Genomic DNA, 14,759 nt, shown 5'->3' with positions numbered 1-14,759 from the left:
CCGATTTAAACCCTATTGAGAAAAAATGGGCACAGGCTAAATTTCTACGCCAAGGATGGATGGAGAATAATCTACCTAAACTATTTCATAATATGGGTTGTACCAATTTTATTTTGGATTGACTATACACCAGACCGTACACATGAGTAAAAAAGTTAAATAAAGGCGCCAGCATTAAGCCCACGGCACCTGAAGTACCTTGTACAACTACCTCACCGGCAGTAGCTGCCATGCCCAAGCCGTTGCCCATAACATTGCGGCGGAACGAGAGGGAGACCACACACACCAGACCGACCAAAGACACCCCCAGATAAAACCAATCTAAGCGGGTATGTTCTGTGGTGAGCCAAAAGCCGGTGCTCAAGGCGATTACCCCGAAGACGAACCAAGCAACAATCCATTGCATTGCCCATTTACCGGTCAGATTATCTAGCAGTTCTATACGCATATCAGTCCTAATTATGTGATTGGTGAGATTGAGTTATCGTCATCTGGTAAGGTTTTTTGAGTGTACGGGATGTTATGGCGCAATAAACAGGCCTACTTTCCAAAGATATGTTGATCGATATAAGCAATGGCCTGCTCATAGCGTGCAAAATAATCTGGACTATCAATACGATAAGTTTGGATATTATGACGCGCAAAAATATCAGTCAGTCTACTCTCAAAACGATCTCTGGCGCTTGGGGTACCCAAAGAGCGCATGCCATCATCTATCCACGGGGTGTTATTGGCCAAAAACAAGGTATGATCGAAGCGAAACTCTTCAATACAGGCGGTGACGAACGGATGGGTACGTCCCTCATATTCCTCACAAAAAGCTTGAGTGGTGACAAAATCGGTATCAACAATGGTGACCGGTGACTGAGCTTGATATAAGGTCTCACGCACCGCTTGAGCGTGGTCTAACGCAATGGGTCCGTAGTCGCTGTATTGTAGCCCCTCTTCAGTACCGCCCAAATCTGTGCCCACATACAAGCGGCCCATCTCAAGTACTAAGTCTGCGCCATAGTAGTTGGCAATCTTGTGTGACAATGTGGTCTTACCTGAGCTTTCACCGCCAACGATAGCGACAGTGCGGGTATAGTTGCCACGCGCTTCAGGATGAATAATATCCCAGTTGGCAATGGGGTTGTAATGAATGGCGGTACTGTCAAATTCAGGGTGTAGCGGGGTAGTGGCCACTTGGGTGTTTAGCGCAGAAGTCACTGACGGCTTAGACAGTGGATGGCCTTCAGTGACCAACAATATGGTGTCCTCATCCATATTGAATTTATGTTGGATGTAGTCAATCTTGGCATTATAGCCATCGATATTAATCGTAATGTCCTCGATGCTGTCGTGAACTGGGAACGAAAAATCATCACAGGTGTGAATTTTGATAAAAGGTAAGTCGCTACACGCCATCTGTAACCAGCGTGCCTTATCTTGCAAAGTAACCGGGAACTTTTGATTGGGATTGGGGTGGCGAGTAATCACAATGTGAAGCACCTCAACCATAGATGAGGCGTGCAAAATACTGCGAATATGCCCTAAATGTAGCGGTTCAAAGTGACCAATCATAAGTCCTGACTTTTGCATATACTGCTCCTTAAGAGTGTTAGTTGGATAATATTTTTTTATTTAATGTAGTTTAGCTTAATATTTTTTTGACAAAAATCTATGGGTTTTTAGTCACGTTCAAAAAAGCGTCTGTCATTTTTGTATGCGCTAAAAATCCTTAATAACCCTTTTTAAAACATTGCTTTACCTGTCGATAGCTGCTTTTATAGTTGGGCTAGGATTGTGCAATACTTTGTGGTTATAAAGTTACAAACTTCACCTAAAGTCTCAACAGCAATAGTTAAATCATACGCTATAATTAACTCAGTCAATCAAAGGGTGTAACTTGGGTTTTAATGGTCTTTATTAATCTGTTTGTATCTTGTCTATCATACCTTGAATCCCCATAATATTAAGTAGGATTTATTTTATTTGATATTTTAAGCAGTGGTTTAAGGTTTTAAGCCGTGCTTTATAGGCGATGTGCTTAAACACTAATCTTAGATTGACGCTCTTGTCTTGATAGGGAGAATAACTATGGCAAAACTTAACAAGCTTCATCGTTCGCGTAATCATCGAATGATCGCTGGGGTAATGGGCGGTATTGCTGAATATTTTGGTTGGTCACCTAATCTGACCCGTATCTTATTCGTGTTTATTTCTACGGCAAGTGTGGCAGTACCCGGTATCTTAATCTATTTGATTCTTTGGTTAATTATGCCAAAGGCAACCGCAGACTCTTATGTCTCTTAATTGCCTTATTTAAGACAAGCTATTTATTTTATTTTGCGATTAAAAATACCAACAACAATAACGTCGATATAGATAACTATAATTAAAATACTTAAGTGGTCGTATCTAGGCCACGACAGCACCACTTTCCTCCTGCCTAGATGGGTTACCATCTAGGTATTTTTTTTGTCTATATTTGCATCAATTGGGCTCTGAATATAGATAAAATAGCGATTTTTTAGTAAGGTGAGCGTACCAAAGGTAACCCCTCAAAAAAAAGAGGCTAAGCTCACATTTTTTTGCTGTCTATTAACCCTTATTTTAATCAAAACATGGCGACATTATGACTTTTCAAGAACTCATTTTAACTTTGCAAACCTATTGGGCCAACAAAGGCTGCGTGGTATTACAGCCTTATGATATGGAAGTTGGGGCGGGCACGTTTCACACAGCGACTTTTTTGCGCTCATTAGGCCCTGAAGTTTGGAACGCCGCGTATGTACAGCCGTCACGCCGTCCGACCGATGGTCGTTATGGTAACAACCCCAACCGTTTGCAGCATTATTATCAATTCCAAGTTGTGATGAAGCCCAACCCACCCAATATTCAAGAGCTGTATTTAGGCTCACTAGAAGCAATCGGTATCGATACCTTAACCCATGATGTGCGCTTTGTAGAAGACAACTGGGAGTCGCCAACGCTAGGTGCTTGGGGTCTGGGCTGGGAGGTGTGGTTAAATGGTATGGAGGTGACTCAGTTTACCTACTTCCAACAAGTGGGTGGTCTTGAGTGCTTCCCAGTAACCGGTGAAATCACTTATGGCCTTGAGCGACTGGCCATGTATATCCAAGGCGTAGACAGTGTGTATGACCTTGTTTGGACCGATGGTGAGTTTGGTAAAGTGACTTATGGTGATGTGTTCCATCAAAACGAAGTAGAGCAGTCGACCTATAACTTTGAGCACGCCGATGTGCCTAAGATGTTTGAGCTATTTGATTTTTATGAGCAGCAAGCAGATAAGCTGGTAGAAGCCGACTTGCCGCTGCCTGCCTATGAGATGGTGTTAAAAGCGTCACATACCTTTAACTTGCTTGATGCGCGTGGGGCGATTTCGGTGACTGAGCGTCAACGCTTTATTTTAAGAGTACGTACGCTGGCTCGCAAAGTGGCACAAGGCTATGTACAGGCTCGCGCAAAACTTGGCTTCCCCTTGGCTGCTGAAGAGCACAAGGCTAAAGCGTTAGAGAAGTATTTGCCCAAAGACAACAGCCCAGAGCCTGATCAAGCGGCAAAGTAAGTCCGTATTGTGATTCGCCAGTAACCTTATACCTTGTTAAAAAAATCAGAGACCCTCATGAGTACAATTTTATTTGAATTAGGTAGTGAAGAGCTACCACCAAAAAGCCTAAAGCCATTACGTGATTCGTTAAAAGCTAGTGTTGAGAGCCAACTACAAGAGGCTAATATCAGCTATGACAGCCTAAAGGCCTATGCTGCGCCGCGCCGTCTGGCCATCGAAATTGAAGGCATTAGTGAAAAGCAGCCGGACCGCACTGAACAAAAACGTGGACCTGCAGTAAAAGCCGCCTATGATGCTGAGGGTAAGCCCACCCGTGCTGCAGAAGGCTTCGCTAAAGGCCTAGGTATTGATGCCAGTGAGCTTATCACTATTGAAACGGACAAAGGCGCTTACATTGGCTATGAGCTAACCATTCAAGGTCAAGCCACCACTGAGCTGCTGCCCAATATTTTTCAAACCGCTTTAGACAATCTGCCCATTGCCAAACGTATGCGCTCAGGCGCCAGCCGTGAAGAGTTTGTGCGCCCTGTAAAATGGTTGGTGTTGATGCAAGATGATCAAGTGATTGACGCCACTGTGCAAGGTCTTGACGCCGGTAATCAGACATTAGGTCACCGTTATCACTCTCCAAATCCTATCACTATTGCGCATGCTAGCGACTATCTTAGCGTGCTTGAGAGTGCTAAAGTTATTGCCGACTTTGACCGTCGTCAGCAGCTCATCAGTGAGCGCGTTACTGCCTTGGCCGATGAAGTAAATGCCCGTGCCATCGTACCGCAAGACTTGCTCGATGAGGTGACCTCATTGGTAGATTTACCCGTGGCACTTCGCGCCAGCTTTGAGGAGCGCTTCTTACAAGTGCCACAAGAGGCGCTGATTAGCACCATGCAGGCAGACCAAAAGTATTTTTGTTTAACCGACAGTGAAGGCAAGCTGCAGCCGTATTTTATCTTTATCAGTAACATCGAATCCAAAGACCCAAGCCAAGTGGTCAGTGGTAACGAAAAAGTAGTACGCCCACGCCTTGCTGATGCTGAGTTTTTCTTCTTACAAGATCAAAAACAGCCACTGATCGAGATGGCCGAGAGCCTAAAAAATCGCGTATTCCAAGACAAATTAGGCACGATTTGGGAAAAATCTGAGCGTATTGCCAAGCTTGCTGCCTTCATTGCAGCGACTTTTAGACAGCAAAATATTGCCGGCTACGCAGACATCGACGTGGCACAAGCCACACGCGCGGCCATGTTGTCCAAAGCCGACTTAACCAGCACGCTGGTTGGTGAGTTTCCAGAGCTACAAGGGGTGGCGGGTACTTATTATGCACGTCTAAATGGTGAGCCTGAGGCGATTGCGGCGGCCATTGAGGAGCAGTATTTGCCAAAGTTTAGTGGTGACAAACTGCCACAAACCGCTGTGGGTATTTGCTTAGCACTGGCCGATCGCATTGATACATTAGTGGGTATCTTTGGTATTGACCAAGCCCCTACAGGCTCAAAAGATCCATTTAGCTTACGCCGCTCAGCCATTGGGGTACTGCGTATTTTAATCGAAAAACAGCTGCCCATTAATTTGGTCAGCTTAATTGAGCAAGCCATTTTAAATTACCAAGATAAATTGCCTAAAGCGGGCGAGACCTTAACTCAGGTTATCGACTTTATTAACTCACGCTACCGCGCTATGTATACCGAGCAAGGTGTGAGTGTAGATACCATTCAGGCAGTGCTCGCGATTAACCCACACATGCCGCTTGATTTTGACCAACGCATCCATGCAGTGAATGAGTTCCGCAGCTTGCCACAAGCAGCGACGTTGGCTGAAATTAATAAGCGCGTGGCCAATATCTTAGCCAAATCTGAAGGTCAAGTGGGTGAGGCAGTTGATGAGTCGCTACTGACTGAGGATGCAGAAAAAGCCTTGTATCAGGCGTTAAGTACGGCCAAAACTGAAGTGGCGCCATTACAAGCAGAAGCTCAGTACACTCAGATCTTACAATCTCTTGCCACATTAGAGGTGCCCTTGACCGGCTTCTTTGATAATGTGATGGTCAACAGCGAAGATGAGGCACTTAAAGTCAATCGTTTGACCTTGCTTAAGCAAGTACGTGAGCTGTTCTTGACGGTGGCCGATGTGGGTGAATTACAGATTTAATGTGTCATCTTGATAAGTGCTAATTTAAGGGCATGACGTTTTTGCGTTATGCTCTTTTTTTAGAGCTTAAACAACGTCAAAGACGGCTGTAATATTGTAAGTAAAAGTTACAAGTTAACATTACTCATTTTTGAAATCTTATCGCATAATAGGGTGGCTTAAACTGCTTTGAAATTCTCTGTTACGTTACTTGGGTATGCGCTGTCATGATTGAAAACTGGACACGAGAGCTGGTCACACAGCGTGTGCTGACTGCTACTTTATTGGTCATTTTGTTTATTCTTTGCTTTAGGGTGGTGCAGTTCTTTATTGTACCGGCTTTATGGGCCGCTATTTTGGCCTACGTGACCTTTCCTATTTATAATTTCTTCCATAAAAAAGTCAAACTTAGCCCCAATATTAGCGCCGGTATTATGACCGTGAGCATCTCGCTTATGCTAGGGGTGCCTATTGTATTAGGTCTTTTTGTGCTACAACAAGAGGCCGTTAACCTATATAGTAACTTGTTGTACCGCATCAAGGTTGGCTATGTTGATGTGCCACAAGAGATCAAAAACCTACCGGTCATTGGTCAGCAGATCAAAGATATTTTGTGGGAGATTAATAAAGACCCTGAAGCCTCTTTGAGTGCTTTTAGAGCTTGGTTGCAGTCGCATTTGTATTATGGCAAGGTGGCGCTCGATGTGGCCTTTAGTACCATGGCCAAATTGGGTATGGCGCTTATGACCATCTTCTTCTTTTACCGAGATGGCATCAGCCTGATTAAACAAATTCGCCAAGCGCTGCGTAATATTATTGGCAACCGTATCGACGATTATCTAGACTCAGTAGGCTCCACCACTCAGGCTGTGGTGTATGGCATTGGTCTGACCGCTTTGGCGCAGGCTTTATTGGCAGGTGTCGGTTATTATTTTGCTGGTGCACCCAGTCCTATCTTGTTGACTTTAATGACGTTTGTGGTGGCATTAGTGCCCTTTGGAACCCCTTTTGCTTGGATGGGTGTGTCCATCTGGCTATTAACCCAAGGCCATACGCCAGAGGCCATAGGCTTGGCATTATGGGGGATGCTGGTAATCAGCTGGGTTGATAATTTAATTCGCCCGATTGTTATCTCTGGTGCCACCAAAATTCCGTTTATTATTATCTTTATTGGGGTGCTCGGTGGCCTGACTGCCTTTGGTTTTGTGGGCTTATTTATTGGTCCTGTGGTATTGGCCATTGCGCTGGCAGTATGGCGTGAATGGATTAATCAGCACCGCAATGTTATCTTTGCGCCCTGTTATGCGCAGCTTGATGAGCATCAGTGGAAGCCGGCCGATAGACCCATGGCGTTAGAGATATCGCCCAATGTGGTGACTTTTAGCAAGTATCCCTTTGCCGATGCACCAAAAGAGGAGCCGGATACCTCAGATGACAAGCAGCCTCATAATGACTAGGCTAAAGGACTGACGGCACAGCTGCCAAGAGCAGAACACAGAACACAGATCACTCATTGACCTAAGAGACAGATAACCACAGTGTTAACCTAATGGTCTGTATCACCGCGCTTTTTACTTAAATAAGGACTGACTTTTTTATGCTCACCATTATTGCCGATAGTAACATTGCTCATCTGCACGATTATTTTAATGAGCAGACTCTAAATCATCCTATTCAGGTGATTAGCATGGCTGGACGTGACATTACCGCTGATGCGCTACAACAGTATCAGCCGGATGTACTGCTTATTCGTTCGGTGACGCAGATTGATGCTAAGCTGCTCGATACCAACCAAAGCGTTAAGTTTATTGGCTCAGCCACCATTGGTACCGAACACGTCAATGAAGGCTATGTGAGCCTCAGAGGTATGCGTTTTGCCAATGCCGCAGGCTGTAGCAAGCATTCTGTAGCGCAATATGTGATGAGCGCTATTTTGCAATTGCGCCCTGAATACTGGGCAAGTAATACCAGTCAGTCGGACAAGCCTGTCAAACTAGGCATTATTGGCTTGGGTAATATTGGCAGTACGCTGGCGCGTTATGCGCTAGATTTGGGCTGGGAAGTACTCGGTTATGACCCGTTTCAATCTGCATCTGTGATTAATAACGCAAGCGTTGAGAAAGTGTTAGCACAGAGTGATGTGATTAGCCTACACGTACCCTTGACCCTGACAGGGCATAGCGAGCTGCCCACCTATCATATGATTGATGCAGACGCTTTGGCTAAAATGCCCAGCACCACAATGCTCATTAATACCTCACGCGGCGCAGTGGTTAGTGAAGCGGACTTATTGGCTGATTTAAATCAAAATCCTGAGCGTCAAGTGGTGCTTGATGTGTTTGAAAATGAGCCAACCGTTTCTGCTGAGCTGCTAGATAAGCTAACCCTTGCTACGCCGCATATTGCCGGCTACACCCTTGAGGGTAAGCTGCGAGGTACGCAAATGATATTTGATGCTTTTGTACGCTCTTATGGTGAGAAGGGTGCGGATATTTTGAGTATTAAAGAGACAGATTTAATGGCTGATTTATTGCCTGATAATCCGTATCAGTGGCAGCAGCTAAAAGCTAATCCACAAAAGCTTGCTGAGTTTTATGATATCAAAGCAGATGACAAACTGCTCCGTGATAGTGTCACTACTAATGATAAAGGTGTTAAACAAGTGGCTGGTAAAACCTTTGATGCCCTGCGCAAGAACTATGCGCTGCGCCGTGAATGGTTGTTCTAAATAGACGTCACTTGCTAGGGTAGTTTCAATTAAGAGCTATTTACTAGGTTTGGATAAAGGAGGTAGAGGATGAAAGGATGCTTGGGTTATCAGGTTTTGTTGTCAGGAATGCTATTGATAGGGTCTTATAGTACATTAGCTGCTGACGCAATAGTTTCTGAGAGTTCCGATAATCCAGCTCAAACCCAACAAAGTGTAGTACAAGATGTCGAAAGCGTTGAATCCGTCAATGCCAACAGTGACGGTATCATTATTAATCCCTCGGAAATGCCTAACTATCCCAAGCCCCCAAAGCTAACTTACGAGCAGGCCCCATTTTCACTGGTTAATCGCTATACATGGCAGTTGGTAAACGTTGAAGATTCAAAGCATAATGTAGCGCATGACCATGTTAAATCTTTGACGCTCGATATTCGTCCTAATCAGTTAGTATTTACCGATGACTGTCAGCGCTACGATGTTTCTTTTTTGAGTATGACACCGGGCGATTTTCCGTATAGCTATCGTGATATCGCTATAGAATCGACCTGTCAGAACAAAGAGCTTGATAATCAAAGCATAGCGTTATCAGAGCTTAAAAATATACTAAGAGAAACCGACCCACATCAGTATATTTCAAGAACATTTGGGCTGCAGTGGGTTGACAGTGAAAACCAACCTGTTGATATGTCTAAATTGGCTGCCAGTAAGCTTCCACAAACAGCCTATTTAGCCATCAGCTTAGACATGCCTTCCTACCCTAAAAGCACGACACGTATGATGTTTAAGGGAACGCTCAAACCTATTGCTAAGCCAAATGGCATTGATGCTTTCTTAAGCCAAGACTTCCTTGAGGATTTTAACTGGCGATTGCGTCAAGCGCTTGATAGCAGTGGTCAACCTATCGAAGTGTTTGGTTATGCGGACATTCCAATACTTGGTCAGTTTGATACGACAAAGCGTGATTTATATAACAATGATACCTTCTCCTACGCCAGCTTTTCATCTGATTGTAATGGCATCGGTGGCAATTATGTACTGACCCCAGATAATAATTTATTGATTGGCTATGGTGTTCAAACGGTCATGGGGTGTGGTACGATGCGTGAAAAAGCGGAAGATACCTTGCGAGAGCTGATGCACCACTCAACCAGTCATTTAACCCTAAGTTATTATGTCAATGCTAAACATAGCAGTGATGAGGCCAATAAAAACTCTCAAGTCAAGACATCAAGCGGCACCTATATGCTGACTCAAGACTTTGAAACTGGTGAGCAGTTGATATGGGAGGCAATCGATAAGCCTGCATATTCGGGACAGTAGTTGAATTTGGTGTATTAAAATCAAGTCAGCAGGTTTTTAGTCTTTTACTTTAGTCCACACATATTAAGTACTCAGTTCAAAATAACAGGATACGGCAAAACAATTATGTCGAATAGTCATATCGTCCAACCAACAGGCTATCACCCAACTATGAGCCTAGAGATGGCTTTTAAACGTGCCCAGCTAATGGCCACTTTGCGTCATTTTTTCGCGGAGCGTCAGGTGTTAGAGGTGCAGACACCGTTGATGTCGCAGGCGGGCAATACGGATGTGTTTGTGCCGTCTATTTCGACCAATATCACTGTTGCCGATAAACCAAAAACTTATTATTTACATACATCGCCTGAGTTTGCGATGAAGCGTATGCTGGCGACGTGGAAAGTGGCTATGTATCAGATCTGCTCTGTGTTTCGCGACAACGAGGTGGGTCGTCGCCACAACAGTGAATTTACCATGCTTGAGTGGTATCGGCCGGGTTTTAACTTAGAGGCGTTGGCCGCTGAGCTGTCTGACTTACTGGCTGTGGTATATGGGCAGCCACAACCTTTAGCCCACTATAGCTATAGCCAAGCATTTATTGATTATGTGGGTATTCATCCCTTGAGTGCTAACCTTGAGTTGATTATCAATGCTGCCAATGAGCAGGGGCTGGGTGGGCTTGACTTAGGTGAAGACCGTCAAGGCTGGCTTGATGTATTATTTAGCCATCTTGTAGAGCCTAATCTGGGCCATGATATGCCAACGATTATTACCGACTATCCGCCTGCTACTGCGGCTTTAGCTAAGCTGGAGATAGATGAGCAGGGTAATGAGGTGGCCAAGCGCTTTGAGCTGTATATCAAGGGTATAGAGATTGCCAATGCTTATGATGAGTTGGCAGATGGGGCTGCGCTGCAAGCTCGGTTTGAAGCGGACAATGCAGAACGGATCCGCCGCGGATTACCGGTGATGCCCATTGATGAGCGTCTGGTAGCCGCGTGCGATGAGCTGCCAGCCTGTAGCGGCATTGCGCTGGGCGTCGATCGTCTGTTAATGGTGGTAACGGGCGCTGCAAGTATTGATGAGGTTATTGGGTTTGGTATTGGGCAGGCGTAGGGAGTTTAGTCATAAGCGCACACGACCACTTGCATCAATGACTAAAATAGTCATAAAAGACGCACCGTTAATTTAGGCAGAAACACGAAGCTTAACGCACCAACTTATTAAGCCCATCAGCAAACTGCTTTTTATCTTTATCCGAATACGGTTTTTGACCGCCCATTTGGGTTAAATCCAGCATGCCCGTTGAGCGCATGGTATCCATAAAATCACGGGCATTTAGCTTCTGCTTAATGTTGTTTTTGTCATAAATAATGCCATGTGGGGTTAGTACCTGACCCCCGTTATTTAGCACATCATTGGCCAAAGGGATATCGCTGGTGATCACCAAATCACCAGGTGACACATGATCGGCAATATAGTCATCTGCCACATCAAAGCCTGACCCCACCACCTTCATGCTAATAAGCGGAGACTTGCGCACTTTAATCGGCTGATTGGCGACAAATATTGCCGGAGTATTGGAGCGAATAACCGTCTTGGTAATCAGATCTTTCACCACCAAGGGGCAAGCATCGGCGTCAATCCAGATGGTCATGCCCGCTTGTGGTTTGGCCAGATTGGCAGCTTGAGTATCTAAGCTCAAGACTCGAGCCCCATCTTATTAGGCAAGGCACGTACCAAAGCAGCCAAGGCTTGCTCAAGGGCAGCCACGTCATTTGGCATCAAGGTTACGTGGGCAATCTTGCGATCGTCACGCTCCTCTTTGTGATAGGTGTGATAATGAGCGCCATCGATTTTTAGTACCTCCTCAATATTGGGATATTGGCCCAAGACATTAATCATCATTGACGGATAAACATTATCGGTATCACCCAGTGGTAGACCGACCACAGCACGAATGTGGTTCTCGAATTGACTGGTGACCGCCCCTTCAATGCTCCAATGTCCTGAGTTGTGTACCCGAGGCGCGATCTCATTGGCCAAAATGGTATCTTTACCCGCGGCATCTTTGCTGACGAACAGCTCAAGTGCCATAGTACCGACATAATCTAAGTGGTTCATTAAGGTTTCAATGGCAGACTTAGCAGCAGGCAATAAGTGGCTGGTACCCACGGCAGGCGCTTGCGACTTGGCCAATATGCCATTGTGGTGGTGGTTTTCTACCAAGTCATAGGTGCGCATGCTGCCATCTTGAGCACGGGTGGCGATGATAGAAACTTCGCGGCTAAAGTTGATAAAGCCTTCTGCGATAAGCGGTGCTGGAGTGGGGGTCAAGTTGCCTTTACCGGTCACAGCCTCCCCCAAAGCCTGCCAGGCCTCATTGATATCTGCTTCTGTTTTTAGTACAAATTGACCCTTACCATCATAACCGCCGCGGCTGGTCTTTAATACCAACGGTAGCCCCAGCTCTTGGGCAGCCGCTTGCAACTCTTGCTCTGAGCTGACGCTCTTAAATGGCACGGTCTGGATACCCAGCTCATTAAATAAAGATTTTTCGCTTAAGCGGTCCTGCGCCACCTCTAAGGCTTGTGGTGGTGGATACATCCCTTGTTTGGTGCCCTCATCTGACAGCTGCTTGAGCCAAGCCACCGTTTTGGCAGGCGTGTTTTCAAACTCTAAGGTAAACACATCGGCTGCAGCAACGAAGTCGTCTAATTGCTCACTGGTAAAGACTTGGCCGTACAGTGAGGCGGGGCAATGGGGCGCGTCTTCTAAAAATACGCAGCGGTAGCCCAAAGGTAGTGCGGCTTCTGCCAGCATCATACCGAGTTGACCGCCACCTAGAATACCGATGGTGCGGATGGTTTGGTTGGCAGGATAAGCGTTGGCTGTGGTCATGTTTGGCTCTTAAATTAGTGAAAAGTAGGAGAAGTCAAAACCGTAAAAATAACAATAAATAATAAGATGATTTGGACAACAAGGGTATCGCACAAAAATAAAAAACAAAAAGGTGCTCACAGCACCCCTTTGTTCACCATCTGGTTCGTCTATTACTACTCAAGTATAGCAAACTTAGCTGTTTATGATGCCAGGGGTCGGGCTCGCCAATACCGTTTCAGTCTGATTTTGACGAAACTCAACCAGCTGTTTGGCCAGTGCGTCATCTTGTAAAGCCAGAATCTGAATCGCCAGTAAACCTGCGTTATAAGCACCTGCTGTGCCAATGGCTAAGGTGCCTACAGCAATACCTTTTGGCATCTGTACAATTGATAACAAGCTGTCCCAGCCGCTTAGGGTTGAGGATTTCACTGGTACGCCAAGTACTGGCAGCTCAGTTTGGCTGGCACACATACCGGGCAGATGCGCGGCGCCGCCTGCGCCGGCGATGATCACCTGTAGACCTTTGTCTTTAGCAGATTTAGCATAATCAAATAGCTTGTCTGGAGTGCGATGGGCTGAGACAACCTCACATTCAAAAGGCACACCGAAGTCGGCCAATAATTGAACACCCAAACTCATGGTGGCCCAATCAGATTGTGAGCCCATAATAATGCCCACTTTTGGGGTGCCTGCAGGAGATTGAATCGGTCCAAGAGGAGCGTCAGCTTGCGGGTGGTTGGTGGCATTTGCCATGGTTTGAGTTTCCTTGCAAAAAACATTCATCATACAAAATTTTTGCGCTAATAAAAAGCACCTTTTTCAAAACCCAATTAACGCTTATTTAAAGCCATCTGTATGCACTCTATTCAGGGGTTATGGCAGATGGCTTGTATTGTATAAAGTTATCAGAACAAAGGGGCAGAGGCTGCTGAGTATCGAAGCGATAGGCTGTCATATGGCCTTGTCCCGCGACCGAATAATCGGTACACACCACTTGAGGACTTAGCGGCTCAGGCTCACCATTTAGCCAGTAATGACCGACAAATATGGGCTTGTCTGTCAGCAGCTCAAAGCTCAAATCTTCTACTCGGGCCTGCTGCGGAATTTGTGCCAAATCTGAGCGTGCGGCTCGGGCGATATCAACGATGCGCTCTCCTTGTAGCGGCTGCTGCCACCATTTGACTCGCATACGGTGACGCACCGCGCCATCTTTATCAGTAAAACTTGTCCCCTCTGGTAAAGCAACTTCTACGCCTTTGAGCACTCGCTCTAGAGCGTCATACTCTGGTGAGTGCTTCTGACTGCTGCGCTGCAAGGCCTCAAATGTTAAGCGATTATCCTCAGTTAAATAGGGTTTTAACACCGCCATACTATCGACATCCCAGCAGGCGTGTACGAAACAAGCATGTTCAGTCTCTATCCACAGCGGCAACTCATAAAAGCGAGTTAACCAATAATTGTGCGCTTCAGAGCCAAACGGTATCTCATCTAAAAAAGCTTGGTGTTGATGAGTATGCGTTTGATTGTGCGAGCGCAAATACTTAAGTTTGCCCTGAGTAGGCTCGGCCATGTCATCGACAGTGGCATAAGCAAGCGCATTGTATTCATGATTACCCATCAAAGCATCAGCAACGCCGGCATCAAGCATAGCAAACACGAGTTGTAAGGTTTCAATCTCATGGGGGCCACGGTCGATCAAATCACCAATAAATATCGCTCTGTGGTTTGGTGGCGGCTGATAGTACGAGATATTCAAAGTTTCATGCTGGGTCATCTTATAACCAAGCTTATCAAGCAATCCTTTGAGCTTATCGGCATGACCGTGAATGTCTCCAATAACATCATAAATCATAGGCAGACTCCAACTGGTTAAAAGTAAAGGGGGAGAGGTGGCGGGTAGTTCATTTGCCAAAATTGTACTTATTATTGAGGCTGTGTTAGCTAACTTCTGGCTTGATAATAGCATTGAACCGGGTAGGCTCGTCAAAAACAGCCCAGTCAAAAACAAAAAAACACCTCAAATGAAGGTGTTTTTTTATTAGGGCGTGTTGAACATTCATAATTTGAGCCAGATATAAGCGCAAGCGAGAGCGACTGTATTTTCATAACTCTGCTTGAGCTTATCAAATCTGGTGGCAACCGCCCTATACTGCTTTAACTTGGCAA

The 14,759-nt window shown here is 45.5% G+C and carries 12 protein-coding genes and 2 pseudogenes; 7 read left to right on the top strand and 7 right to left on the bottom strand.

Annotated elements, in window-relative coordinates; translation table 11 throughout:
- Window positions 1-124 precede the first annotated feature (124 nt).
- Together JMX92_RS12455 and nadR are read right to left on the bottom strand one after the other, a co-directional pair.
- Window positions 125-448, bottom strand: a pseudogene (locus tag JMX92_RS12455) (nicotinamide mononucleotide transporter); the annotation flags it as partial.
- A gap of 92 nt (window positions 449-540) precedes the next feature.
- The gene (gene nadR, locus JMX92_RS12450) at window positions 541-1,581 is read right to left on the bottom strand and encodes a multifunctional transcriptional regulator/nicotinamide-nucleotide adenylyltransferase/ribosylnicotinamide kinase NadR (protein WP_201545965.1); all 1,041 of its coding nucleotides are present in this window, start codon (window positions 1,579-1,581) and stop codon (window positions 541-543) included.
- A 498-nt stretch (window positions 1,582-2,079) separates the two neighbouring features.
- Between nadR and JMX92_RS12445 the strand changes: the two genes are divergently transcribed.
- From JMX92_RS12445 to epmA, 7 genes are all read left to right on the top strand, one after another.
- A complete protein-coding gene (locus JMX92_RS12445; RefSeq protein ID WP_011961424.1) occupies window positions 2,080-2,295 on the top strand; it encodes a PspC domain-containing protein in 216 nt (71 codons plus the stop codon).
- 322 nt (window positions 2,296-2,617) lie between these two features.
- Entirely contained in the window at window positions 2,618-3,571 is a 954-nt protein-coding gene (glyQ, locus tag JMX92_RS12440; RefSeq protein ID WP_011961423.1) for a glycine--tRNA ligase subunit alpha, read from the top strand.
- Window positions 3,572-3,628: 57 nt separating this feature from the next.
- Complete coding sequence (gene glyS / locus JMX92_RS12435; protein ID WP_201545963.1) at window positions 3,629-5,722, top strand: glycine--tRNA ligase subunit beta; 2,094 nt, start codon at window positions 3,629-3,631, stop codon at window positions 5,720-5,722.
- Between the two features lie 206 nt (window positions 5,723-5,928).
- A complete protein-coding gene (locus JMX92_RS12430; RefSeq protein ID WP_011961421.1) occupies window positions 5,929-7,158 on the top strand; it encodes an AI-2E family transporter in 1,230 nt (409 codons plus the stop codon).
- 140 nt (window positions 7,159-7,298) lie between these two features.
- On the top strand, window positions 7,299-8,429 hold the full coding sequence (locus JMX92_RS12425) for a 4-phosphoerythronate dehydrogenase (RefSeq protein WP_201545961.1): 1,131 nt from the start codon (window positions 7,299-7,301) through the stop codon (window positions 8,427-8,429).
- A 69-nt stretch (window positions 8,430-8,498) separates the two neighbouring features.
- The gene (locus JMX92_RS12420) at window positions 8,499-9,731 is read left to right on the top strand and encodes a hypothetical protein (RefSeq protein ID WP_201545959.1); all 1,233 of its coding nucleotides are present in this window, start codon (window positions 8,499-8,501) and stop codon (window positions 9,729-9,731) included.
- A 105-nt stretch (window positions 9,732-9,836) separates the two neighbouring features.
- Entirely contained in the window at window positions 9,837-10,826 is a 990-nt protein-coding gene (epmA, locus tag JMX92_RS12415; RefSeq protein WP_201545957.1) for an EF-P lysine aminoacylase EpmA, read from the top strand.
- A 91-nt stretch (window positions 10,827-10,917) separates the two neighbouring features.
- Here the strand turns inward: epmA and JMX92_RS12410 are convergent, their stop codons facing one another.
- From JMX92_RS12410 to JMX92_RS12390, 5 genes and pseudogenes are all read right to left on the bottom strand, one after another.
- Window positions 10,918-11,367, bottom strand: coding sequence for a YaiI/YqxD family protein (locus JMX92_RS12410; RefSeq protein WP_201545969.1), 450 nt, complete (start codon window positions 11,365-11,367; stop codon window positions 10,918-10,920).
- 44 nt (window positions 11,368-11,411) lie between these two features.
- Entirely contained in the window at window positions 11,412-12,611 is a 1,200-nt protein-coding gene (locus tag JMX92_RS12405) for a 5-(carboxyamino)imidazole ribonucleotide synthase (RefSeq protein ID WP_201545955.1), read from the bottom strand.
- Window positions 12,612-12,785: 174 nt separating this feature from the next.
- On the bottom strand, window positions 12,786-13,346 hold the full coding sequence (purE, locus tag JMX92_RS12400) for a 5-(carboxyamino)imidazole ribonucleotide mutase (RefSeq protein ID WP_011961416.1): 561 nt from the start codon (window positions 13,344-13,346) through the stop codon (window positions 12,786-12,788).
- A gap of 109 nt (window positions 13,347-13,455) precedes the next feature.
- Window positions 13,456-14,445, bottom strand: a complete 990-nt coding sequence (locus tag JMX92_RS12395; RefSeq protein ID WP_201545967.1) for a metallophosphoesterase — start codon at window positions 14,443-14,445, stop codon at window positions 13,456-13,458.
- A 204-nt stretch (window positions 14,446-14,649) separates the two neighbouring features.
- Window positions 14,650-14,759: pseudogene (locus tag JMX92_RS12390) on the bottom strand (IS5/IS1182 family transposase); the annotation flags it as partial.

This window comes from Psychrobacter sp. H7-1, assembly GCF_904846585.1.
Lineage (GTDB): Bacteria > Pseudomonadota > Gammaproteobacteria > Pseudomonadales > Moraxellaceae > Psychrobacter > Psychrobacter raelei.
This window is presented reverse-complemented; position numbering and strand designations above follow the sequence as displayed.

Coding starts and splice junctions, on each gene's coding strand:
- JMX92_RS12445 (WP_011961424.1), top strand. CDS start 2,080: ATGGCAAAACTTAACAAGCTTCATCGTTCGCGTAATCATCGAATGATC.
- JMX92_RS12420 (WP_201545959.1), top strand. CDS start 8,499: ATGAAAGGATGCTTGGGTTATCAGGTTTTGTTGTCAGGAATGCTATTG.
- purE (WP_011961416.1), bottom strand. CDS start 13,346: ATGGCAAATGCCACCAACCACCCGCAAGCTGACGCTCCTCTTGGACCG.
- JMX92_RS12430 (WP_011961421.1), top strand. CDS start 5,929: ATGATTGAAAACTGGACACGAGAGCTGGTCACACAGCGTGTGCTGACT.
- JMX92_RS12395 (WP_201545967.1), bottom strand. CDS start 14,445: ATGATTTATGATGTTATTGGAGACATTCACGGTCATGCCGATAAGCTC.
- glyQ (WP_011961423.1), top strand. CDS start 2,618: ATGACTTTTCAAGAACTCATTTTAACTTTGCAAACCTATTGGGCCAAC.
- glyS (WP_201545963.1), top strand. CDS start 3,629: ATGAGTACAATTTTATTTGAATTAGGTAGTGAAGAGCTACCACCAAAA.
- JMX92_RS12405 (WP_201545955.1), bottom strand. CDS start 12,611: ATGACCACAGCCAACGCTTATCCTGCCAACCAAACCATCCGCACCATC.
- nadR (WP_201545965.1), bottom strand. CDS start 1,581: ATGCAAAAGTCAGGACTTATGATTGGTCACTTTGAACCGCTACATTTA.
- epmA (WP_201545957.1), top strand. CDS start 9,837: ATGTCGAATAGTCATATCGTCCAACCAACAGGCTATCACCCAACTATG.
- JMX92_RS12410 (WP_201545969.1), bottom strand. CDS start 11,367: ATGACCATCTGGATTGACGCCGATGCTTGCCCCTTGGTGGTGAAAGAT.
- JMX92_RS12425 (WP_201545961.1), top strand. CDS start 7,299: ATGCTCACCATTATTGCCGATAGTAACATTGCTCATCTGCACGATTAT.